Origin of the sequence: Nocardioides sp., assembly GCF_041913365.1 — a bacterium.
Lineage (GTDB): Bacteria > Actinomycetota > Actinomycetes > Propionibacteriales > Nocardioidaceae > Nocardioides.
The window spans coordinates 944,957-965,449 of the sequence record NZ_JAYSFM010000001.1 but is presented as its reverse complement, the minus strand read 5'-3'; the positions used below and the strand labels follow the sequence as shown (position 1 = coordinate 965,449).

The 20,493-nt window shown below is 73.0% G+C and carries 19 protein-coding genes; 6 read left to right on the top strand and 13 right to left on the bottom strand.

All coding sequences use genetic code 11. The features are described 5' to 3' along the window. Nucleotides 1–22: 22 nt before the first annotated feature. Genes ACE3QY_RS04730 through ACE3QY_RS04720 form a run of 3 tightly spaced genes read right to left on the bottom strand, consistent with a single transcriptional unit; the run spans nucleotide 23 to nucleotide 3,134 of the window. Entirely contained in the window at nucleotides 23–1,114 is a 1,092-nt protein-coding gene (locus ACE3QY_RS04730) for an RDD family protein (RefSeq protein WP_374454845.1), read from the bottom strand. A 32-nt stretch (nucleotides 1,115–1,146) separates the two neighbouring features. Beyond that, on the bottom strand, nucleotides 1,147–2,322 hold the full coding sequence (locus ACE3QY_RS04725) for an FHA domain-containing protein (protein WP_374454844.1): 1,176 nt from the start codon (nucleotides 2,320–2,322) through the stop codon (nucleotides 1,147–1,149). Continuing rightward, a complete protein-coding gene (locus ACE3QY_RS04720; RefSeq protein WP_374454843.1) occupies nucleotides 2,319–3,134 on the bottom strand; it encodes a PP2C family serine/threonine-protein phosphatase in 816 nt (271 codons plus the stop codon). Before ACE3QY_RS04720 ends, ACE3QY_RS04725 begins: the two co-directional genes overlap by 4 nt. Nucleotides 3,135–3,458: 324 nt before the next feature. Between ACE3QY_RS04720 and ACE3QY_RS04715 the strand changes: the two genes are divergently transcribed. The 3 genes from ACE3QY_RS04715 to ACE3QY_RS04705 all read left to right on the top strand — a co-directional run bounded on the left by ACE3QY_RS04715 (nucleotide 3,459) and on the right by ACE3QY_RS04705 (nucleotide 7,740). Continuing rightward, nucleotides 3,459–5,474: a helicase-associated domain-containing protein gene (locus tag ACE3QY_RS04715; protein WP_374454842.1), complete on the top strand. Its 2,016-nt coding sequence runs from the start codon at nucleotides 3,459–3,461 to the stop codon at nucleotides 5,472–5,474. Nucleotides 5,475–5,569: 95 nt separating this feature from the next. Continuing rightward, on the top strand, nucleotides 5,570–6,094 hold the full coding sequence (locus tag ACE3QY_RS04710; RefSeq protein ID WP_374454841.1) for a CGNR zinc finger domain-containing protein: 525 nt from the start codon (nucleotides 5,570–5,572) through the stop codon (nucleotides 6,092–6,094). Continuing rightward, nucleotides 6,091–7,740 carry a DNA repair helicase XPB gene (locus ACE3QY_RS04705; RefSeq protein WP_374454840.1) on the top strand — a complete coding sequence of 550 codons (1,650 nt, stop codon included), beginning with the start codon at nucleotides 6,091–6,093 and terminating at the stop codon, nucleotides 7,738–7,740. Before ACE3QY_RS04710 ends, ACE3QY_RS04705 begins: the two co-directional genes overlap by 4 nt. 106 nt (nucleotides 7,741–7,846) lie before the next feature. Here the strand turns inward: ACE3QY_RS04705 and ACE3QY_RS04700 are convergent, their stop codons facing one another. Both ACE3QY_RS04700 and ACE3QY_RS04695 read right to left on the bottom strand, forming a co-directional pair. Continuing rightward, on the bottom strand, nucleotides 7,847–8,887 hold the full coding sequence (locus ACE3QY_RS04700; RefSeq protein ID WP_374454839.1) for an NAD(P)-dependent alcohol dehydrogenase: 1,041 nt from the start codon (nucleotides 8,885–8,887) through the stop codon (nucleotides 7,847–7,849). An 84-nt stretch (nucleotides 8,888–8,971) separates the two neighbouring features. Continuing rightward, nucleotides 8,972–9,430, bottom strand: coding sequence for a MerR family transcriptional regulator (locus tag ACE3QY_RS04695; protein WP_374454838.1), 459 nt, complete (start codon nucleotides 9,428–9,430; stop codon nucleotides 8,972–8,974). A gap of 76 nt (nucleotides 9,431–9,506) precedes the next feature. Between ACE3QY_RS04695 and ACE3QY_RS04690 the strand changes: the two genes are divergently transcribed. Both ACE3QY_RS04690 and ACE3QY_RS04685 read left to right on the top strand, forming a co-directional pair. Continuing rightward, on the top strand, nucleotides 9,507–10,394 hold the full coding sequence (locus tag ACE3QY_RS04690) for an oxygenase MpaB family protein (RefSeq protein WP_374454837.1): 888 nt from the start codon (nucleotides 9,507–9,509) through the stop codon (nucleotides 10,392–10,394). Further along, entirely contained in the window at nucleotides 10,391–10,972 is a 582-nt protein-coding gene (locus tag ACE3QY_RS04685; protein ID WP_374454836.1) for a hypothetical protein, read from the top strand. Before ACE3QY_RS04690 ends, ACE3QY_RS04685 begins: the two co-directional genes overlap by 4 nt. A 1-nt stretch (nucleotide 10,973) precedes the next feature. Here ACE3QY_RS04685 and ACE3QY_RS04680 read toward each other — a convergent pair whose 3' ends face one another. Next, nucleotides 10,974–11,696, bottom strand: a complete 723-nt coding sequence (locus ACE3QY_RS04680) for a GntR family transcriptional regulator (RefSeq protein ID WP_374454835.1) — start codon at nucleotides 11,694–11,696, stop codon at nucleotides 10,974–10,976. A 110-nt stretch (nucleotides 11,697–11,806) separates the two neighbouring features. Between ACE3QY_RS04680 and ACE3QY_RS04675 the strand changes: the two genes are divergently transcribed. Next, complete coding sequence (locus tag ACE3QY_RS04675) at nucleotides 11,807–12,427, top strand: alpha-ketoglutarate-dependent dioxygenase AlkB (protein ID WP_374454834.1); 621 nt, start codon at nucleotides 11,807–11,809, stop codon at nucleotides 12,425–12,427. 12 nt (nucleotides 12,428–12,439) lie between these two features. On the opposite strand, the gene ACE3QY_RS04670 is transcribed toward ACE3QY_RS04675, so the two are convergent. The 7 genes from ACE3QY_RS04670 to ACE3QY_RS04640 form a co-directional block, all read right to left on the bottom strand. Beyond that, nucleotides 12,440–13,144 (bottom strand): SRPBCC family protein, encoded by a 705-nt coding sequence (locus tag ACE3QY_RS04670; RefSeq protein WP_374454833.1) that lies wholly within the window; start codon nucleotides 13,142–13,144, stop codon nucleotides 12,440–12,442. Beyond that, the gene (locus tag ACE3QY_RS04665) at nucleotides 13,145–13,990 is read right to left on the bottom strand and encodes a xanthine dehydrogenase family protein subunit M (RefSeq protein ID WP_374454832.1); all 846 of its coding nucleotides are present in this window, start codon (nucleotides 13,988–13,990) and stop codon (nucleotides 13,145–13,147) included. Then, nucleotides 13,987–16,473 carry a xanthine dehydrogenase family protein molybdopterin-binding subunit gene (locus tag ACE3QY_RS04660; protein WP_374454831.1) on the bottom strand — a complete coding sequence of 829 codons (2,487 nt, stop codon included), beginning with the start codon at nucleotides 16,471–16,473 and terminating at the stop codon, nucleotides 13,987–13,989. The genes ACE3QY_RS04665 and ACE3QY_RS04660 overlap by 4 nt, the downstream gene beginning before the upstream one ends. After that, nucleotides 16,470–16,943, bottom strand: coding sequence for a (2Fe-2S)-binding protein (locus ACE3QY_RS04655; protein WP_374454830.1), 474 nt, complete (start codon nucleotides 16,941–16,943; stop codon nucleotides 16,470–16,472). The genes ACE3QY_RS04660 and ACE3QY_RS04655 overlap by 4 nt, the downstream gene beginning before the upstream one ends. 111 nt (nucleotides 16,944–17,054) lie before the next feature. After that, the gene (locus ACE3QY_RS04650) at nucleotides 17,055–18,116 is read right to left on the bottom strand and encodes a ScyD/ScyE family protein (protein ID WP_374454829.1); all 1,062 of its coding nucleotides are present in this window, start codon (nucleotides 18,114–18,116) and stop codon (nucleotides 17,055–17,057) included. 114 nt (nucleotides 18,117–18,230) lie between these two features. Then, nucleotides 18,231–19,448, bottom strand: coding sequence for a transcriptional regulator (locus ACE3QY_RS04645; protein ID WP_374454828.1), 1,218 nt, complete (start codon nucleotides 19,446–19,448; stop codon nucleotides 18,231–18,233). A gap of 90 nt (nucleotides 19,449–19,538) precedes the next feature. Next, nucleotides 19,539–20,444, bottom strand: a complete 906-nt coding sequence (locus ACE3QY_RS04640) for a hypothetical protein (RefSeq protein WP_374454827.1) — start codon at nucleotides 20,442–20,444, stop codon at nucleotides 19,539–19,541. Nucleotides 20,445–20,493 lie beyond the last annotated feature (49 nt).

Here is a 20,493-nt window from a genome sequence, read left to right as displayed (position 1 = left end):
GGCGGGCGCACCCGCGGCCCGGTCAGGCCTCGCGGGTGATGGTCATCTCGCGGTCGCCGTAGACGACCTTGTCGCCGTGGAGCAGGGCGGCCGGCTTGCCCGCGGCGAGCTGCCGCGACACGCCCTGGCGGACCAGGATCGTGCCGTTGGTGGAGCCGCGGTCCATCACCACGATGGTGCCGTCAGCGGCCGGGCCGAACTGGGCGTGGGTCTTGGAGACCGACATGTCGGCCGAGGCGAGCGGGATCAGGTGCGCGACCTGCTCGCCGCTGCGGGGCTCGGGGCGACGGCCGACCAGCGCCATCCCGGCGATCACGAAGCTCTCGCCGTTGTCGAAGTGGACGCGCCAGCGCGCCGGCGGCGGCGCATGGCGCGGTGCGGACGGCGGCGGGGAGTAGGTGGGCGGCGGCGCCTGCTGGTGGGCGGCGTGCGGCGGGGCCTGCTGCTGGGGCGGCTGCTGCGGGGGCGGCGCCGGCTGTGGGTCGGACTGCGGCTGCGGCGGTGGAGCGGCCACCGGTGGCGCGACGACCTCCGGCGGCAGCTGCTGGCGCCGCATCGACTGCTCGGATCGCTCGGGGGTCCGGACGGCCTCCACGGGTGGGGCCGGGATGAGCCGCATGGCGGTGAGGTTGACGATGTGGCGGGGCCCCTCGTCCGCGGCGTCGCTCGCCACCTCCACCACGGGACGTACGTCGACCACGACGGTGTGGGTCAGGTGGTCGTGCCAGCCGCGACGCTGGCGGCCGCGGTCCTCCACGGCCGTCCAGGCCAGGGTGGCGACGCCGATGCCGAAGGTCGGCAGGCCGGCGACGCCCAGGACGAGCGAGCGGAGCAGGGCCGGCCCGACGCCGATCGGGGTGCCGGTGCCGTGGTGGACGACACGGAGTCCGGTCGCGGCCTTGCCCGGGGACGTGCCGCCGACGCCGAGCAGGACCGCCAGCACGAGCCACAGCAGCACCATCGCCCCGGCGACGACCCCCACGACTGTCCACACGTCGTCGGAGACGAAGGCGACGGTGAGGACGCCGACGAGGGCGAGCAGGCCCCAGGCGAGGATCCGGTCGATCGCGAACGCGGTGAACCGTCGCTCGAGCTGGGCGATCGGGTAGGTCATGGCGTGCTGCTGCTGGGTCACGGTGGCGTCAGTCAGGGGTTGGTCACCTGGATGGTGACGCCGTCGCCGAGGTCGAGGACGGCGCCGGGGACCAGGCTGACCGCGATGCCGGGCTTGAGCTCCTCGGGGTCGAGGCCGGGCAGCGCGAGCACGGTGCCGTTGGTCGAGCCGAGGTCGGTCGCGATCGCCGAGCCGTGGTCGGCGCCCGCGCCGGGGCGGATCTCCAGGTGCGTGGAGGAGATCTCCTGGTGCGGGCTGGCGACCGTCACCACGTGCGGCTGGTCGTGGGAGGCGAAGCGGCGGGCCTCGGGCGCGCGACCGATCAGCACGGTGCGGTCGACGGCGACCACGTCGCCGGTCGAGAACACCAGCGACGCGACGGGCCGGGACACCACGTCGGGCGCGACCTCCTGGCCGGGGATGGGCGGCCGGTCGAACTCGGGCACGTGGTGGCCGGACATGGTCTGGCCGTCGCGGTCGCTCCAGTCGTCCGGCACCGCCGGGGTCTCGCCGGTCGGCGTGGGGTCGTCGCCGGGCTCGCCGAAGCTCAGCGGCTGGGCGGCCGGGACGGGAGCGAGCTCCGGCGCGGCCGGCGGGACCGGGGGCGCGGGGGGCTCGGGCACCGCCGGCGGATCGGGCTGGACCGCGAGCGGCTCGGGCTCCGGCTCCGGCTCCGGCTCCGGCTCGGGGGTCGGCTCGGGGGTCGGCTCGGGTTCCGGGACGGGCTCGGCGGCCATCACCGGCTCCGGGGTGGCAGGCGCTGCGCCGGCTGTGGGCGGGGTGCCGAACTCGACCACCGAGACGCGGGCGAGGCCGGGGGTGAGCACGTGCTCGACGTCGCCGTCGCCGTCACCGTCCAGCGTGACCCGGACCGAGGTCACGCCCGGGAGGAGGCGCTCGGCCCAGGCGGTGCCCGCCGCGGCGCTGACGACCTCCTCGCCGGTGGCCGAGGTGACCGTGGCGGTCGCGACACCACGGACGATGACCCGGGTGTGCTCGTCGCCGCGGGCGACGAGCGCGAGGTGCTCGAGGGAGGAGAGCCCACCCGCGAGGAGGGCGTCGAGCAGGGCGTCTGCATCGGCGCCGGAGTCGGCGAGGTCCCAGAGGGCGGCGACGCGGTCGCGCTGGCCGGCGGGGAGGAGCACGGTCGCCCGGTCGCCGACGACGGCGTACCAGTCCCCGGACGCGAACCTGGCCTCTGCGCTCACTGTCGTCCCCCAAGCTTGGATTCGAGACTCTCCAGCTGCCGCTGCGAGTCGTAACTGGCGTCCTTCACCAATCCCACCACATCGACGACGATCGCCGTGGCGTTGTCGCGGCCCCCGGCCTCGACCGCGGCCCGCACCAGGCGGTCGGCGGCGTCGCGCGGGTCAGCGACCGACTCGAGGATCTCCTCGATCTCCTTGTCCTCGATCATCCCGGTGACGCCGTCGCTGCACAGCAGCAGGCGCTCGACCGAGCCGAGGGGCAGCAGGAAGAAGTCGGGATGGATGCCCTCGGGGCTGCCGAGCGCGCGGGTGATCACGTGGCGCTCGGGATGGACCGCGGCCTCCTCGGCCGTGATCGCGCCGGCGTCGATGAGCTCCTGCACGACCGAGTGGTCGACGCTGACCTGCTCGAGGCGGCCGTCGGTGATGCGGTAGATCCGGGAGTCGCCGAGGTTGGCCAGCAACCACTTGGTCACGCCGTCCTCGTCGACCAGCACCGCGACGACCGCGGTGGTGCCCGCGTGCCAGCCCGGGCTGATCGCCCGGTGGGCGTCGCCGTAGTCGATGATCCGCGCCTGCGCGCGGGCGAAGGCGTCGGCCACCTGCTCGGCGCCGCCGGCCGGGTCGTACGCCTCGGCGAGGCGCTGGAACTCCTCGACCACCATCCGGCTGGCGACGTCGCCGCCGGAGTGGCCGCCCATGCCGTCGGCGACGACGAAGACCGGTGGGGCGACGAGGTAGGAGTCCTCGTTGACCTTGCGCACCAGGCCGACGTCGCTCGCCGCGCCGTGGTGCAGGTCGACGTTCTTCATGCGCTGCCCTCTTCGATGCCCGCGGTCCAGAGTCCCGGCGGCGGTGCCGGTCCGGCGAGTAGCGTAAGAGGGATGTCCAGTTCAGGGCGGGCGACACCCGCGCGCACCCTCGCCGACCAGCTCCGGGCCTGGCCCGACGAGCGCCTCGTGGCGCTGCTGAGGGCCCGTCCGGATCTCGCCACGCCCGCCCCTCAGGATTCCTCGCAGCTGGCCTCGCGGGCCGCCACACGCTCGTCTGTCCACCGCGCCCTCGACGGACTGGACCGCCTGGAGCTTTCCGTCCTTGATGCCCTTCTGGTTGCAGGTCAAACCACTTCGGACCGCGTGATCTCGATCGTCCACGCCGACCCCGTCCGTGCCGCCCGAGCCCTCCAGCGGCTGCTCGACCTGGCCCTGGCCTGGGAGGCCCCGGGCGGCATCCGCGCGCTGAGCGGGGTCGCGGACGCGATGCGCGGGATGCCGGGCGTGGTGAGCGGGCTGCGTCCCTGCAGCCCGGACCCCGCACCACCCGCCGAGGTCGCGGCGCGGATCGGCGAGCTGAGCCCGGCGGCGGCCGCCCTGCTCCGCCACGTGGACGCGCACGGGGGCGAGGGCACCACCGGCTCCGCCCGGCGCACCGTCTCCCCGGCCGACGCCGCCTCGCCCGCCGAGGAGCTGATCAGCAGGCGGCTGCTCGTGGCCCGCGAGGGAGACAGCGTGGTGCTGCCCGGCGAGGTCGGGCTCGCGCTGCGCGGCGGACGCACCACCACGGACCCGGTCGACGACGTGCCGTCCCTGGCCACCTCCCCGCGCGACGCCGCGCTGGTCGCCCGCACGGCGGCGGGCGCCGCCTTCGACGTCGTACGACGCGTGGAGCTGTTGCTCGACCACTGGGGCGTCGAGCCGCCGAGCGTGCTGCGCAGCGGGGGCCTCGCCGTGCGCGACCTCAAGGCGGTCGCCCGCGAGCTGCACGTCGACGAGCCCGGCCCGGCGCTCCTCGTCGAGGTCGCCCTCGCCGCCGGCCTCGTCGCCGAGGGCACCGAGCCCGACGGGTCGCCCGCCTGGCTGCCGACCGACGAGTTCGACGTGTGGTCCGGCCGCCCGATCTCGGAGCGGTGGGCCCGGCTGGTCGGCGGCTGGCTCTCCAGCAGCCGGGTGCCGTCGCTGGTCGGCCGGCGGGACGCCGCCGGGAAGACGTGGAACGCGCTGGCGCCCGAGCTGTCGAGCGGCCTGGCCGAGGAGGCGCGCCGGCTCGCGCTGGAGGTGCTCGCGGAGGTCCCCGAGGGCGAGGTGCTCGCCGCCGGCACCGGGATCGCGTCGCTGGTGCAGCGCATCGGCTGGCTGCGTCCCCGACGGCCGACGATCTTCTCCGACCTGGTGGCCGCCGCCCTCGCGGAGGCGGCGGTCCTCGGCGTCAGCGGCGCAGGGGGCCTGCCGCCCAGCGGGCGCCTCGTCGCGGCGGGCGACCTGCCCGCAGCGGCCGCGGCGATCGACCCCCACCTCCCGCGCCCGGTCGACCACGTCCTGCTCCAGGCCGACCTCACCGCGGTCGCGCCCGGCCCGCTCGAGACCGAGGTGGCCCGCCGGCTGCACCTGCTCGCCGACGTGGAGTCACGCGGCGGCGCCACGGTCTACCGCTTCACCTCCGGCTCGCTGCGCCGCGGCTTCGACGCCGGCTGGTCCGCGATCGAGGTCCGCGACTTCCTCACCTCGGTCTCGCAGACCCCGGTCCCCCAGCCGCTGGAGTTCCTCGTCGACGACGTCGCGCGCACCTTCGGCACGGTGCGGGTCGGCCACGCCGAGGCGTTCCTGCGCGCCGACGACGAGGCGGCGCTCGCGGCGCTCGTCCACGACCCGCGGGCGCGCTCGCTCGGGCTCCGCCTCCTCGCCCCCACCGTCGCGATCGCGACCTCCCCGCTCGACGTGCTCCTGCCGCGGCTGCGCGAGCTCGGCGCCGCACCCGTGGTCGAGGCGGCAGACGGCACGGTCCGGGTGAGCCGCCCCGACCTGCAGCGGGCCCGCGGCCGCCGGGGCCGTCGCCCCGCGGGCGCCGTCGAGGCGAGGCGGGCGGCGCAGGTGCAGGCCGTGGCGACCGCGATCCGCGCCGGCGACCGGGCCGAGTCCTCGCGCCCCTCGACCCTCGAGGCCACCACCCCGTCCGGAGCGCTCGCCGCGCTGCGGGAGGCCATCGAGGGCGGCAGCACCGTCGTGATCGGCTACGTCGACAACCACGGCGCGACCGGCGAGCGGGTCGTCGACCCACGACGGCTCGACGGTGGGCGGCTCTCGGCGTACGACCACCGTGCGGACGACGTGCGGGAGTTCGCGGTGCATCGCATCACCGGGGTGCGTCAGGCGTAGCCACCCCACGACCTTCTTCTCCTCCGCTGCGCTCCCCCGAACAACGCCGCGGGGACCCCGAAAGAACGTAAGGGGCATCTCCGTAGAATGGGTCTGTGGACTTCATCCGCTACGCCGAGCGCTCCGCCGCGCTCGTGAACGCCGAGCTGCCCGACGAGGACGCCCTGCGCGAGCACCTCGCGGACCGCTCGTGGCTGCACCGCTCCCTCGTCGAGGCCGACCTGGCGTCGCTGCGGGCCTTCCAGGCCGAGCTGCGGCCGGTCTTCGAGGCCTCGGACGTCGACGACGTACGTCTCGTGGTGAGCTCGCTCAACGACCTGCTCGCCCGGCACCCCGTCACGCCGATGATCTCCGACCACGACCCCGACCACCTCCACATGCACGTGACCAACCGCGCGTCCTCCGTGGCGGAGCTGCTCATCGCCGAGGCGCTGATGGGGCTGGCCAACCTGGTCTGCGACCTGGGCGCGACCCGGCTCGGCACCTGCTCCGAGCCCCGGTGCGACAACGTCTTCGTGGACACCTCCCCCAACCAGTCGCGCCGCTACTGCTCCGACCGGTGCTCCTCGCGCGCCAACGTCGCCGCCTTCCGGGCGCGCCAGAAGGCTGCCGCGCAGTGAATGACGGACCGCTGATCGTCCAGTCCGACAAGACGCTCCTCCTCGAGGTCGACCACCCGTCGGCCGCGGAGGCCCGCAAGGCCATCGCGCCGTTCGCCGAGCTGGAGCGGTCGCCGGAGCACATCCACACCTACCGGCTCACCCCGCTCGGCCTCTGGAACGCGCGCGCCGCGGGCCACGACGCCGAGCAGGTCGTCGACGCGCTGCTGACGTGGAGCCGCTACGCCGTCCCGCACGCGCTGCTCGTCGACGTCGCCGAGACCATGGGTCGCTACGGCCGGCTGCGGCTGGAGAAGCACCCGGTCCACGGGCTCGTGCTCTCCTCGACCGACCGCCCGGTCCTCGAGGAGGTCCTGCGCGCGAAGAAGATCGCCGGCATGGTCGGCGCCCGGCTCGACGACGACACCGTCGCGGTGCACCCGAGCGAGCGCGGCAACCTCAAGCAGGCGCTGCTCAAGCTGGGCTGGCCGGCCGAGGACTTCGCGGGATACGTCGACGGCGAGGCGCACGCGATCGACCTCGCCGAGGACGGCTGGACGCTGCGCCCCTACCAGCGCGAGGCCGCGGAGTCCTTCTGGGACGGCGGCTCGGGCGTGGTGGTGCTGCCGTGCGGCGCCGGCAAGACCATCGTCGGCGCGGCCTCGATGGCGCACGCGCAGGCCACCACGCTGATCCTGGTCACCAACACGGTGAGCGCGCGGCAGTGGAAGGACGAGCTGGTCGCCCGCACGTCGCTGACGCCCGACGAGATCGGTGAGTACTCCGGTGCCGTGAAGGAGATCCGTCCGGTCACCATCGCGACCTACCAGGTGCTCACGACCAAGCGGAAGGGCGTCTACCCGCACCTCGAGCTGCTCGACGCCCGCGACTGGGGCCTCATCGTCTACGACGAGGTGCACCTGCTGCCGGCGCCGATCTTCCGGATGACCGCCGACCTCCAGGCCCGCCGCCGGCTCGGCCTGACCGCGACGCTGGTCCGCGAGGACGGCCGCGAGGGCGAGGTGTTCTCGCTGATCGGGCCCAAGCGCTACGACGCCCCGTGGAAGGACATCGAGGCGCAGGGCTACATCGCGCCCGCCGACTGCGTCGAGGTGCGGGTGACGCTGCCCGACGGCGAGCGACTGGCATACGCCACCAGCGACCCCGACACCCGCTACCGCCTCGCGTCGTGCACCCACGCCAAGATCGACGTCGTACGCGACCTGGTGCGCCAGCACGCCGGCCAGCCGACCCTGGTGATCGGCCAGTACATCGACCAGCTCGACGAGATCGCCGAGATGCTCGACGCACCGGTGATCAAGGGCGAGACCACGGTCAAGGAACGGCAGCGGCTGTTCAACGCCTTCCGGGCCGGCGAGATCGGGCTCCTCGTGGTCAGCAAGGTCGCCAACTTCTCGATCGACCTGCCCTCGGCCGAGGTGGCCATCCAGGTGAGCGGGTCCTTCGGCTCGCGCCAGGAGGAGGCCCAGCGCCTGGGCCGGCTGCTGCGGCCCAAGACCGAGGGCCGCAGCGCGCACTTCTACACGATCGTCTCCCGCGACACCGTCGACGCGGACTTCGCCCAGAACCGTCAGCGGTTCCTCGCCGAGCAGGGCTATGCCTACCGGATCATCGACGCCGGCGACCTGCCGGCCGAGTCTGCCTGACTGTTCACCATGGGATGTCGCTGGACGGGCACCTGCCATCGTCAATTGACGCTGGCAGGTGCCCATCTGCCGACATCCCATGGTGGAGCGTCAGTGGCGTACGACGTCAGCCGATCGTGCTCGCGTCGATCACGAAGCGGTAGCGCACGTCGGAGGCGAGGACGCGCTCGTAGGCCTCGTTGACCTTCTCGACCGGGATGATCTCGACCTCGGCCGCGATGCCGTGCTCGGCGCAGAAGTCGAGCATCTCCTGGGTCTCGGCGATGCCGCCGATCATCGAGCCGGCGAACGAGCGCCGCCCACCGATGAGGGACATGGCGTTGACCGGAAGCGGCTCCGGCGGCGCCCCGACGTTGACCAGCGTGCCGTCGACGGCGAGCAGCCGCAGGTAGGCGTTGACGTCGATCGAGGCGCTCACCGTGTTGACGATCAGGTCGAACGAGCCGGCGAGGGCGTCGAACGTGCCCGCGTCGGACGTCGCGAAGTAGTGGTCCGCGCCGAGGCGCAGGCCGTCCTCCTGCTTCTTCAGCGACTGCGACAGCACGGTGACCTCGGCGCCCATCGCGTGGGCGATCTTGACGGCCATGTGCCCGAGCCCGCCCAGGCCGACGACGCCGACCTTCTTGCCGGGTCCGGCGTTCCACCGGCGCAGCGGCGAGTACGTCGTGATGCCGGCGCACAGCAGCGGTGCCGCCTCCGCCGGGTCGATGCCGTCGGGCACGGAGAGCACGAAGCCGGCGTCGACGACGACGTGGGTCGAGTAGCCGCCCTGGGTGGTGGTGCCGTCGCGGTCGGTGGCGGCGTACGTCCCGACCATGCCCTTGGCGCAGTACTGCTCGTCGCCGTTGCGACAGCTGGCGCACTCGCCGCACGAGCCGACCATGCACCCGACGCCGACTCGGTCGCCGACGCGGTGGCTGGTCACCTCGGCGCCGACCTCGGTCACGGTGCCGACGATCTCGTGGCCGGGCACGACCGGGAAGGGCTGCGGGCCCCAGTCGCCGTTGACGGTGTGGATGTCGGAGTGGCAGATGCCGGCCCACTCGATCGCGATCAGCACGTCGCGGGGGCCGACGTCCCGGCGCTCGATGGTGGTGGGGGCGAGCGGCTCGCCGGCCGCGGGTGCTGCATAGGCGCTCACGCGCATGGGGGTTCTCCTTCGGGGTGGATGTGCGGGCGCGTCAGCCCGCCCCGCCGACCTGACGGTCGCGGGAGTTGGTGGGTGGCCCCGTCAGGGAGCCTTGGTGCCCTTGAGCGCGTCGGCGAGGGCACGCGCCTCGGCCGACAGGAGGCCGGCGCGGTCCTCGTCGCCGGCGTCCACGGCGTGCCAGTAGTCGACCTTGATGCGGACGTACTCCTGGCGCAGCGCCACCTGCTCGGCCTCCCGCGCGAGGCGCTCGGCCTGGGCGGAGAGCAGCCCGACCTGCTCGGCGACGGCGTCGGCACCGAGGTGGGCGTTCGCCATGTACTGCCGCATGTCGTGGACCGACATGCCGGTCGCGGCGAGGCAGGCGATCGACATGAGCTGGTCGAGGTCGGCCTCGTCGTAGACGCGGTGCTTGCTCGTCGCGCCGCGGCTGATCGGCGTGATGACACCGATCTGCTCGTAGTAGCGCAGCGTGCTCGCGGGCAGCCCCGTGAGGGCGGCTGCCTCCTTGATGGAGTAGCTGCGGGAGGCGGTGGTGGGCATGTCATCGACGGTAGGAACTTCGAGCACTCGAAGTCAAAGGTCGGCTGCGTCACACCGCGCCGCTAGTCTCAGGAGGGTGAGCCTCCGCGAGCGCCTCGGTGCCGAGCTGTTCCAGAAGGTCGCCGGCCCGCGGGGCCAGCGGCAGCGGGAGATGGTGCACGGGTCGCCGGGTCCGCGGTGGTTCGAGCCGGGCTCCCCGATCGGCCGGGTGCACGGCGACGCCTCGATGTTCGTCGGCGGGATCCGGGCGATCATGCTGCAGTCGCTCCACCCGGCGGCGATGCAGGGCGTGGCGGACCACTCCGGCTACCGCGGCGACATGTGGGGCCGGCTGGCGCAGGTCGCCACCTACATCGCGGTCACCACGTTCGGCACGGAGGAGCACGCCCTCCGGGCGATACGCGCGGTCCAGCGGGCGCACGCGTCGGTCACCGGCACGATGCCCGACGGCACGCCGTACGACGCCTCCGACCCGCACCTGCTCGGCTGGGTGCACGCCGCGGAGATCCACAGCTTCCTGCTCGCCCACGACCGCTTCGGGCACCGGCCTCTGGTCGGCGTCGAGCGCGACGAGTACGTCGCCCAGACCTCCGTCGCAGCCGGCCACCTCGGTGTCCTCGACCCGCCGCAGACAGTGCACGAGCTGCACGCCACCCTGGCGGCCTACGCACCTGAGCTGCGCGGCACCGACGCCGCCCGCGACGCGATCCGCTTCCTGGTTTGGCATCCCGACCTGCCCCTCGCGGCGCGGCCGGCGTACCTCTCGCTGGTCGGGGCCGCCGTGTCGCTGACCCCGGAGTCGGCGCGCCGCGAGCTCGGCCTGCCGCACCCGCCGGTCCTCGACGTCGCTCTCGACCGGACCGTCGGCCGGGCGCTCGGCAAGGTGTCGACCGGCGCCATCCGCTGGGCGATGGCGCCCGGCCACGCGCACGCCCGCGCGCTGCAGGAGGCGGCCCGGGCATGAGCCACGTCGACCTCGAGCACCTCTGGCCGCTGCCCGACCACGGCGACCTCCGTGACGAGCTGCTGTCCGCGTGGGACCGCGCCGGCTACCACGACCTAACCCACCTGCGCGAGGTGCTGGAGCGCCTCGAGGAGCTCGGCACGGACGCGACGACCGTCGTGCTGGCGGCGTGGTTCCACGACGCGGTCTACGACGGCGGGGCCGATGACGAGGAGCGGTCAGCGCAGTGGGCCGAGCGCGCGCTCCCGGCGGCGTACGCCGACGAGGTGGCGCGGCTGGTGCGGATGACGGTGCACCACCGGCCCGCCGAGGACGACCCGGCCGGGCGCGCGCTCAGCGACGCCGACCTCGGCATCCTGGCCGCGAGCCCCGAGCGCTACGCGGACTACGTCGCCGGGGTCCGGGCCGACTTCGCGCACGTCGGCGAGGAGGACTTCCGTGCCGGCCGGCTGGCAGTCCTGCAGGACCTCGCGGCGAAGCCGTCGATCTTCCACTCTCCCCGAGCCCGCGAGCTGTGGGAGGCGCGGGCGCGCGCCAACCTCGATCGCGAGATCGCGGAGCTGTCCGGCGCGGCCTGACTCAGCGGTCGGCGAGCTGGAGGTAGACGGTGAAGCGGTCGTGGCGGTAGCAGGTGCGGGACACCTCGACGATCCGACCATCCGACACCGCGCGGCGCGAGTGGCGCAGGACCGGGTCGCCCTCGGCGATCTCGAGCACCGCGGCCTCCTCCGCGCTGGCGCGGTCGGCCGAGATGGAGTCCTCGACGGCGGTGGGCCGGAGCCCGCGAGAGCCGAGGGCTTCGTAGAGGCTGGTCGGCGTGCCGTGCTGGAGGAAGCCGGGGAGCAGCACCTCGTTGAGGTAGGCGTCCTCGACGCACACGATCTCCTGGTCGGCACGACGCAGGCGGCGCCAGTGCAGGACCGGGTCACCGGGCGAGATGTCGAGGGCGCGGGCCACGCCGGGCCCGGCCTGCTCGACCCGGGCCAGCAGCGTCTGCGACTCCGGCAGCATGCCGCGGCGGCGGATCTCCTCGGTGAACGAGGTGAGGCGCCCGGCCGTCTTGGGCGGCTGCGCGACGAAGGTGCCGCGACCCGGGATGCGCTCGAGGAGACCCTCGGCGACCAGGGCGTCGAGGGCCTGGCGTACGGTCATCCGGGCGACCCCGAAACGCGCGACGAGCTCCCGCTCGGAGGGCGCGGCGGAGCCGGGCGGCTGGGCTTCGATGAGACCGCGGACGTGTTCGCGGACCTGGACGTGCTTCAGCGCCCGCTGACGCGGGACGACGAGGTCCACAGGTTCCATGTCACACAGGCTAGGACTGGGCTGGACCGGCGTCACCGAATTGACGGAGCCTGTGGTCATCCCTTGACGAATTCTTAATGTTCGAACGATTGTTCGATCTCAGGCGTACCATGGGCCTCGTGGACTTCCAGACGTCCCTCTTCGCCGACGCCGACGTGGCCGCCGGCACGCTCGCGCCGGAGCGACGCGTGCTCACCCGCGGCGCCTGGGTCGACGTCCAGCGCAACTGGCTGGCCGACCCCGACGAGGCGTTCGCGGCGCTCGTGGAGCGGGTCCCGTGGCGTGCGGAGCGACGCGAGATGCACGACTCCGTCGTCGACGTCCCACGCCTGCTCCACACCTACCTCGCCGGCGAGGCACTCCCCCATCCCGCGCTCACGCTGGCGCGCGAAGAGCTGAGCACCCACTACCTCCCCGTGCTCGGCGAGCCGTTCGTGACCGCCGGCTGCTGCTACTACCGCGACGGCCGCGACTCCGTGGCCTGGCACGGCGACACCATCGGCCGCGGCCGGTCGCAGGACACCATGGTCGCGATCGTCAGTGTCGGCGACCCCCGCCGGCTGCTGCTCCGGCCGCGGGGCGGCGGCTCGTCCATCGCGCTGACGATGGGCCACGGCGACCTGGTCGTGATGGGCGGGTCGTGCCAGCGCACCTGGGAGCACGCGGTGCCCAAGGTGGCCCACTCGGGCCCCCGGCTCTCGGTCCAGTTCCGCCCGGCCAACGTGTTCTGACACCGCGCCGCGTCAGCGGCGACGCAGCAGCCGGATCAGGACCGCGAGGACGACCAGCGCGCCGAGCGCCTGCTTCCAGTAGGCCTTGAGGACCACCGGGAGCACGGCGCTGCCCAGGTCGAGCGCCTCGGCCTGCGGCGGCGGAGGAGGCGGCGGTGGGGGCGGCGGAGGTGGGGCCGGCGGGGGCGCTGCCGCAGCGTCGGCCGGGGGCGGTGAGTCGGCCGCCAGGGGCGCGGGGGACGCATCGGCCGACTCACCGCCCAACGACTCGTCGGGTGCGGCGAGCCGTTGCTCCAGGCAGGTCACGAACTGGCCGAGCAGCTTGTCGGACACGTCTTGCATCACCCCGCGGCCGAACTGCGCCGGCTTGCCGGTGATGGCCAGGTCGGTCTCCACGGCGACGTCGGTCGAGCCTCCGGCGTCGGTCATCGAGACCGTCACCTTCGCCCCGGCCGTGCCGTTGCCGCGCTTGTCCTTGCCCTTGGCGTCCACGACGAAGCGGTGCGCCTCGTGGTCCTTCTCCACGAAGGTGCCGCTGCCGTTGTACTGCAGGGCGATGGGGCCGAGCTTGACCTTCACCGAGCCGGCGAAGGAGTCGGCGTCGGCCTCGGTGACCTGGGCGCCGGGGAAGCACTCGGCCACCGACGCGATGTCGTTGAAGTGCGCCCAGGTCTCCTCGACCCCGATCGGGACGGTGAACGTGTGGCTCAGCTCCATCTAGGCGCCCGCCGCCTCGAGGACGGCCCGGCGGGTGAGGACGCGGGCGAGGTGCTGGCGGTAGTCGGCGGCGCCGTTGAGGTCCGAGGGCGGGTTGGTGCCCTCGGCGGCCAGGTCGGCCGCGGCGCGTACGCCGTCCTCGGTCGCGGTCGCGCCGGCGAGCGCCTGCTCGGTCGCGGTCGCGCGCAACGGAGTGGAGCCCATGTTGGTGAGCCCGACCCTGGCCTCGTCGATGGAACCCTTCACCGTCGCGGCGACCGCGACGATCGGCCACTGGTGCGCGACGCGGACGAATTTCTCGTAATGGGCACCCCAGCCGGTGTGCTTGGGGATCCGCACCTCGGTGAGGATCTCGTCGTCGCCGATCGCGGTCTCGAAGAGGTCGACGAAGAAGTCCGCCGCCTCGACCGTCCGGGTGCCGCCCGCGCCGGCGATCACGAACTGCGCGCCGAGCGCGAGCGCCGGCGCACCGAGGTCGCCCGCGGGGTCGGCGTGCGCGAGGGCACCGCCGAAGGTGCCGCGGTGCCGGATCTGCGCGTCGGCCACCTCGGCCGCCGCCTTCGACAGCAGCAGCGCGTGCTCCTTGACGAGGGCGTCGTCGCGCACGTCGTGGTGGGTGGTCATCGCGCCGATCACGATCGCGTCGCCGTCGTCACGGATGCCTCGCAGCGAGGAGATGCCGCCGAGGTCGATGACGACCTCGGGTGCGTTGAGGCGCATCCGCAGGACCGGCAGCAGGCTCTGCCCGCCGGCCATGATCTTCGCGTCGTCGCCGTGCTCGCCGAGCGCGGCCAGCGCCTCCTCGACCGAGCTCGGGGCGAGGTAGTCGAACTTCACCGGGATCACTGGGCTGCTCCTTCGCCGGTCGCGGGGGCCTGGTTGGGCGCTCCTTCGTCGAAGTGCGGCATCGCGTCCGCAGGGGTCGGAGCGTCGCCGTCGCCCGCATGGATGGCGCGCCACACGCGCTCCGGCGTGCAGGGCATCTGGATGTCGGAGACACCCAGGTGGCGTACGGCGTCGACGACCGCGTTGACGACCGCCGGGGTCGAGGCGATGGTGCCCGCCTCGCCGACGCCCTTGGTGCCCAGCGTGTTGGTGGTGCAGACGCTCGGCTCGTGCGTGTGCAGCACGTCGAAGGAGATCGTGTCGGCCGTCGTGGGTAGCAGGTAGTCGACGAACGACCCGCTCACGAGCGTGCCCGCCTCGTCGTGCACGGCCTCCTCCCACAGCGCCTGCGCGATGCCCTGCACCAGCCCGCCGTGCACCTGCCCGGCCACGATCAGCGGGTTGATGATGTTGCCGATGTCGTCGCAGCAGGTGTACTTCCGCATCTTCACCGCACCGGTCTCGGTGTCCACCTCCATCGCGCACAGGTGGGTGCCGTGGGGGTAGTTGAAGTTCACCGGGTCGTACGTCGCCTCGGCGTCGATGCTGAGCTCCATGTCCTCCGGGTAGTTGTGCCCCGTGAACGTCGCGGTGGCGAGCTCCTGGAGCGCGACACCCTGGTCGGTGCCGCGGACGGTGAAGCGGCCGTCGGCGAAGTCGAGGTCGTCCTGGCTCGCCTCGAGCAGGTGCGAGGCCAGGTGCCGGGCCTTCTCGACCACCTTGTCGGCCGCCTTGACCAGCGCCTCGCCGCCGACCACCAGCGAGCGTGACCCGTAGGTGTCGAGGCCCTTGTGGGCGACCTGGGTGTCGCCGTGCAGCACCTCGACGTCCTCGAACGGCACCCCGAGCCGGTCGGCGACGATCTGGCTGAACGCCGTCTCGTGGCCCTGGCCGTGCGCGCTCGCGCCGGTCACCACCTCGACCTTGCCGGTGGCCAGCATCCGCACGCTCGCGTGCTCCCAGCCGCCGGCTCCGTAGTCCAGGCTGCCGAGCACCCGGCTGGGCGCCAGCCCGCACATCTCGGTGAAGGTCGAGACGCCGATGCCCAGCTGCACCCGGTCGCCCCGCTCGCGGCGCTCCTTCTGCTCGGCGCGCAGCGCGTCGTAGCCGAAGGACTCCTTGGCCCGGGCGGTCGCCGCCTCGTAGTTGCCGGAGTCGTACTCCAGGCCGGCGACGGTGGTGAACGGGAACTCCTCGTGGGTGATCCAGTTGCGCTCGCGGATCTCGAGCGGGTCGACCCCGACCTCGGCCGCGAGCTCGTCCATCAGCCGCTCGACGGCGTACGTCGCCTCCGGCCGGCCGGCGCCCCTGTAGGCGTCGGTCCACGTGCTGTTGGTCAGCACGGTCTGGCACTCGAAGCGGTAGGCGGGGAACTTGTAGATCGCGTTGAACATGAAGGCGCCGAGCACCGGCACGCCGCCGCCGACGATGGCGACGTACGCGCCCAGGTCGGCGTCGAGGTGCACCTTGAAGCCGGTGACCCTGCCGTCCTTGTCGGCCGCCAGCGTCAGGGTCTGGACCTGGTCGCGGCCGTGGTGGGCAGACATCAGGCTCTCGCTGCGCGTCTCGGTGTACTTCACCGGCCGGCCCAGCCGCCGGGCCACGGCCCAGGCGATCCACTCCTCGGGCGTCGTCTGGAGCTTGCCGCCGAAACCGCCGCCGACATCGGGCGCGATCACCCGGATCTTGGACTCCGGCACGCCGGTGGTGGCGGCGAGCGCGAAGCGCAGGATGTGCGGGATCTGGGTCGCCGACCACATGGTGATCTGCTCGCCGGTCGGGTCGACCACGACGCTGCGCGGCTCCATGAAGGCGGGGATGAGGCGCTGCTGCCGGTACTCCCGCTCGAGGAGGATGCCGTTGGTGCGGGCCTCCTCGATCGCGGCCTCGACATCGCCGCCGGTGCCGGCGTCGTTGGAGTCGAAGACCCACAGCGCGGACTTGTTGGTGCCGAGGTCGGGGTGGGCGAGCACCGAGTCCTCGAGCGCCTTCTTGATGCCGAGCACGGCCGGCTGCTCGTCGTAGTCGACGTCGACGAGCTCGGCGGCGTCGCGCGCCTCCGCGGCGCTGCGGGCGACCACCACGGCGACGATCTCGCCGGCGAAGGCGACCCGGTCGGCGGGCATCGGCGAGTGGGCCGGGGTCTTCTGGTCGGGCGTGATCGGCCAGGCGTTGATGTTGACGCCCAGCTCCTCTCCGAAGTCCTTGCCGCTGAGGACCGCGACCACATTGGGCGAGGCCTTGGCCGCCTCGGTGTCGATCGAGGTGATCGTGGCGTGGGCGAAGGGGCTGCGCACCATCGCCAGGTGCAGCATCCCCGGGAGGGTGATGTTGTCGGTCCAGCGGGTGCGGCCGGTGATCAGCCGCTGGTCCTCCTTGCGGCGTCGGTCCTTGCCGATCTCCTTGCTGGCCTCGTCGGCGGGACGGTCCTGGGTGGCGGTCATGACGGCGCACCTCCCGCCGCGTGGAGCACGCTCCTGACGATGTTGTGGTAGCCCGTGCAGCGGCAGAGGTTGCCCTCCATGCCGAGCCGGACCTCCTCCTCGGTGGGGTTCGAGTTCTCCCCGAGCAGGTCGACGGCCTGCATGATCATCCCCGGCGTGCAGAAGCCGCACTGGAGCCCGTGGCACTCCCGGAAGGCCTCCTGGACGGGGTGCAGCTCACCCTCGGCGGTGTCGGCGAGTCCCTCGATCGTGGTCACCGTGCGGCCATTGGCCTGGACGGCGAGGACGTTGCAGGACTTCACGCTCGTCCCGTCGAGGTGGACCGTGCACGCCCCGCAGTTGGAGGTGTCGCAGCCGATCACGGTGCCGGTCTTGCCGAGCTTCTCGCGGAGGTACTGCACCAGCAGCATCCGCGGCTCGACGTCGTCGGAGACCGCAGCCCCGTCGACGGTGAGTTCGATCTTCGTCATGTGGCGCCTCCGGGCGTGTGAGGTGGATCACTCTCGCCCGACGCTAGAACGCGACGGTTGGTCGATGGTTGGACCGACCCCGCACGCCCGGAGGCTGGCTTGGACCAGCGGTCAGTACTTCAGGATCATCCCCTTCGGCGGGTCGGAGAGGACGTTGGCGGAGACCAGGAGGTCGCCGTCGGCCCACTCGACCGCGGCGGGCATCTTCACCTCGGCGTACGTCTTGAGCGTGTCGGTGCCGTGCTTGACCCGCGACACCTGCATGCCGAACAGCTGCGCGACGTAGACGTCACCGTTGTCGGCGACGGCGACGCCTGTGGCACCCGCGAGGCCGGTGGCGACCGTGCGGACCTTGCCGGTCTTCGCCTTCACCTTCACGACCATGCCGTTGGCGCCGGTGCTGCCGTCCTCGGGACCTCCGGGGAGCAGGCTGACGTAGAGCCAACCGCCCTTGCCGACCTCGACGTCGGTCGGGACCGGCTCGAAGTTGTAGGCATGGCCGACCGTGCACGCGGGCAGCTTGTTGGCTGCCGCCGCCTCAGCGGTGACCACGACCGGCACCGGCGGGAGCACCGCGACCGTCGAGACCTCGCCGTCGGCGTCGACCGCGAGGATCGCGTTGGCGGCCGCGTCCGCGACGTACGTCGTGCCGCCGCGCACCGCGGACCCGTAGGGGTGCGACTCCTTGATGCCCGTGTAGGCGCCGGGGACCTCCGCCGGCATCTGCGCCAGACAGGCGGCGTCGACGTCGGTGAAGCCGTAGGCCTGGTCGGCGTCGGGGTTCTCGGTCTTCTCGTACTTCCACAGGTTGGCAAGCTTCTTCGGCGCACCACCCGGGCGCATCGTCCACAGCGCGGTCTTCTTGCCCGCGGTGGTGGCCAGGCGGACGACGCCACCGGCCTCCGACAGGGCGCCCACCTCGGTGCCCTTCGGTGCCTTGAAGACGACCTCCGGCTTGCCGCCCGGCTCGATCGCGGTGAGCAGGCCGGCGAAGTTCTGGCTGACGTAGGCGGTGCCGTCGGACGCGACGACCATGCTGAGCGGCGAGACGAGCTTCTTCGCCACCGTGGTGGGCTCGGGCGCCGTGGCGGCGCCCGCCGGCGGGACGCCCAGCAGGCTTCCCCCGACCAGGGCAGCCACCGCTGCCGCGACCACCGGACGTGACTTGACCATGCGGTACTCCTCTGACGTGGCCGCACCCTCCCCGGCGCAGCGTGTCACCGCAGGATTGAGGGGCCACCGTCGCGAGCGCCACACCCTGGCGGGGATTTCCCCACTTTGTGCCGGTCAGCGAGCGGCCGCCAGCCGGCCCTTCAGTAGGGGTGCGACCGGGTGGTGGACGGGCAGTGCGGCGAGGCACGCCTCCACGACCGCGGTGTCGTACGGCGCGAGGTCGCTGTAGCGCAGGACCGCATCGGGATCGGGGTGGGCGAGCAGCGCCTCGCGCACGCTGACCGCGAGGTAGTCGCCCATCTGCACCAGGGCGGGGGACTCCGTGCCGGGCAGCAGGTCGCCGCCGTAGGCCCGGACCGCAGCGCGTACGTCGCCGCGCCGCAGCAGCCGCTGCACCTCCTCGACGTCGGTCGCCACCGGCATCGTGAGCCGGTAGGGGCGGGAGGACAGCTGGCCCGCGAGCGCGGCACGCAGGTGCGACACCTCGGCCTTGAGCGTGGAGGTGGTCACCGCGGAGTCGCCGTAGAGGAGGGAGTGCAGGTGCTCGACCGACAGCCCGGCCGGGTGCAGCGCGAGCAGGGCCAGGATCTCGGTCTGGCGACGGTTGAGCAGCAGCCGCTGCCCGTCGAGCCACACCTCGGCCGTGCCGAGCAGGGTCAGCGTGAGGCCGGGCTCGTCCGGCCCCTCGGCCAGCACGCCGCGACGATCGGTGGGCAGCGCACCCTCGATCAGCCGCGCCATCACGCGCGCCGTCGCCAGCCCGATCGGGTGGGTGCGGTCCCAGGTGGTCGAGAGGTCGATGACGCCCAGCGAGCGACCGGTCACCGGGTCGAAGACCGGCGCCGCCCAGCACACCCAGTTGTGCACGACCTCGGCGTAGTGCTCGGCACTGAACACCATCGACGGGGCGGCGGTCCGCCCGGCGATGGCGAGCGCGTTGGTGCCGACGCTGCGCTCGTCCCAGCGACCGCCGGGCACGAAGTTGACGGTCTCGGCCTTGCGTCGCATCACGCGGCCGCCGTAGGTCCACAGGATCCGGGTCTGGTCGTCGGTGACCGCGATGACCAGGTCGCCGTCCTCGGCGGTGCGGCGCAGCTCGTCCTGCACGCGCATCACGGCCGTGTGCAGCGGCGAGGCGTTCCAGAAGTCCGCGGTCTCGCCCTCGTCGTCGAGCGGCGCGTGGGTGACGTCCGGCGAGACCACCCCGGACAGCTGCCAGCTGCTGAGGATCTCGGGACGGACCGCCTCCGCCTGCTCGTCACCGTCGGCCACGAACCGCGTCCAGGCGCGCACGGCACTCACACGGCGTGCGTGCAGGTCATCGCTGGTCATCGCGGCTCCCGGTCGGTCGCGGCCAACCTAGCCCGAGTGTGACGCTCGCAACAGGGAGTCCCCGTCAAGGGTCCCCTCAGTCGTGGCGGGTCAGCGGCTCCGCTTGAAGGTCGCGACGACGCCCGGGTGGTCGGTCACCAGGCGGGTGTACGACACGTAGGAGTCGATCCGGAAGTCGGAGGCGCGCTCGCCCATCACGTAGTCGATCCCGGACCCCGGACCGCGGCCCTTGACCGAGTAGTTGGTCTGGAGCCGCAGCGGCTTGGTGATCCGGCCCTTCACGAGGGCGTCGGTCGTGTCCCGGTTCGCGGTGACGTTGCAGTCGCACATGGCGACGAACTGGTGCTCGGCCGGCGCATTCGCCTTGAGGACCCCGATGCGGTGCGCCATGCGCCACATGGCCTGGACGCCGGCGCGGTTGGCGTAGTTCGGGCCGCCCGAACGCCGGTTGTGGAGGTGGTTGGGCAGGTGGAAGCTGACCGCGCGGATGATGTGGCCGCTCCTGCGGTGCCGGAGCGCCGCCACCACGCCGTACTGGTCGTGGGCGACCTGCCCGGTCTGGCGACGCCAGGTCTTGCCGGTCAGCAGGACCGACCAGGTGCGCCGGAGCTTCCAGACGTCCTTGTCGAAGGCGATCGGGTTGTCGTCGGTCCCGGTCGGGCCGCTCGGCATCAGCAGCGCCCACGACTTCGGCAGCGACGCACGCAGGGCCTTCTTGCTGAAGAGTCGCTCCTGGAAGCCGATCACGGACGCTCCGCCGCCGATGACCACGCCGATGTCGTGGCGCATGCCGGGGACCCGCATCCCCTTGCGGAGGTTCAGCGTCGCCACGTCGAAGCGACCCTTGGGCGCCGAGGTCCGCGACTCGGACCGGCCGTCCTCACGGACGGCCGCGCCGGAGGCGACGGGCAGCAGGACGGCGAGCACGAGCAGGGTCGAGACGAGGAGCGCGATCGCTCGGGAACGATCGCGCGGCAGCGCAGCGGGGGAAATCATCCGAAAGACGGTAGACGAAGCGCTCTCATCTGCAAATTCGTCGAGCGCC